Origin of the sequence: Halobellus captivus, assembly GCF_003697845.1 — an archaeon.
Taxonomy (GTDB): domain Archaea; phylum Halobacteriota; class Halobacteria; order Halobacteriales; family Haloferacaceae; genus Halorubrum; species Halorubrum glutamatedens.
Window position 1 is genome coordinate 1 of record NZ_RDQE01000034.1, and the last position, 1,403, is coordinate 1,403.

The window sequence follows — 1,403 nt, forward strand, 5'->3', positions numbered from 1 at the left end:
CATCCGTCTTTAGCTAAGAGAGAAACCGCGTGACAGCAGCGGCTTATCGAGGCTTCTTTGCGAGAGGAATGAGGAGGCGACGACTGTGTACACCGAAGCCTCCTCATCGAGAATCATGCGTCGGCTCACTACACTGTTTCCCTCCGAGTTCCTCGAAGCGCACGCCGAGGAACTCGGCGTGGTCGAGCGAGAGGGCAAGCTACAGGTACCAGTCCTCGTGTGGGCGCTCGTGTTCGGCTTCGCCGCAGGCGAGAGCCGAACACTCGCTGGGTTCAGACGCAGCTACAACGCCACAGCTGATGAGACGATCTCGCCCGGCGGCTTCTATCAGCGGTTGACGCCGACGCTCGCGGAGTACCTTCGCGACCTCGTCGAGCGCGGCCTCGACGAGGTCGCTGTCCCCAACGCTGTTGGCGCTGATATCGACCGATTCAGGGACGTGATGATCGCGGATGGAACCGTGTTGCGGCTGCACGAGTTCCTCTCCGAGGAGTACCAGGCTCGTCACGAGGAGCAGGCTGGAGCGAAGCTCCACCTGCTCCACAACGCCACCGACCAGACGATCGAACGGATCGATGTGACTGACGAGAAAACGCACGACAGCACGCTGTTCAAGACAGGGTCGTGGCTGTGCGGACGGCTGGTTCTGTTCGACCGCGCGTACTTCAAGTACCGCCGGTTCGCGTTGATCGACGAGAACGACGGTTACTTCGTGAGTCGGCTGAAGCAGAACGCAAATCCGGTGATAACGGCGGAGTTGCGGGAATGGCGCGGGCGCGCCATTCCCTTGGAGGGCGAGCAGCTCCAGGATGTAGTCGATGATCTCTCGCGGACGTACATCGATGTAGAGGTGGAAGTGGAGTTCAAGCGGGGGCAGTACGAGGGAACTCGGTCGTTGGACACGAAGCGGTTCCGCGTCGTCGGCGTCCGCGATGAGGACGCCGACGACTACCATCTGTACATCACGAATCTGCCGCGAGAGGAGTTCTTCCCGGCGGATCTAGCAACGCTGTATCGGTGTCGCTGGGAGGTAGAGACGCTGTTCCGTGAGCTGAAGACGCAGTACGAGTTGGACGAGTTCGACACGAGCAACGCGGATGTCGTGGAAATTCTGCTGTACGCGGCGTTGCTGTCGTTGCTCGTGAGTCGTGAGCTGTTGGATCTGGTCACCGAGCAGGCCGACGATGAGATCGTGTTTCCGCCGGAACGCTGGGCGGCGACCTTCCGGTCGCACGCCCAGCTCATCCTTCACGAACTCGGTGAGTATCTCGGCTACTCGCCACCGCCGCTGTTGGAGCGGCTGATCGACGACGCGCAGAAGATCCACAAGCAACGACCGATCCTGCAAGAGACACTCGCTACCGCTACGCAACCGAGGTGCGAGTCTTAGCTAAAGACGAATG

1 protein-coding gene is annotated in these 1,403 nt (G+C 60.6%); it reads left to right on the forward strand.

The window, feature by feature from the left end; genetic code table 11:
* The first annotated feature begins 115 nt into the window (after positions 1–115).
* Positions 116–1,390, forward strand: a complete 1,275-nt coding sequence (locus tag EAO78_RS17565; RefSeq protein WP_122107028.1) for an IS4 family transposase — start codon at positions 116–118, stop codon at positions 1,388–1,390.
* The last annotated feature ends 13 nt before the right edge of the window (positions 1,391–1,403 follow it).

Coding starts and splice junctions, on each gene's coding strand:
- EAO78_RS17565 (WP_122107028.1), top strand. CDS start 116: ATGCGTCGGCTCACTACACTGTTTCCCTCCGAGTTCCTCGAAGCGCAC.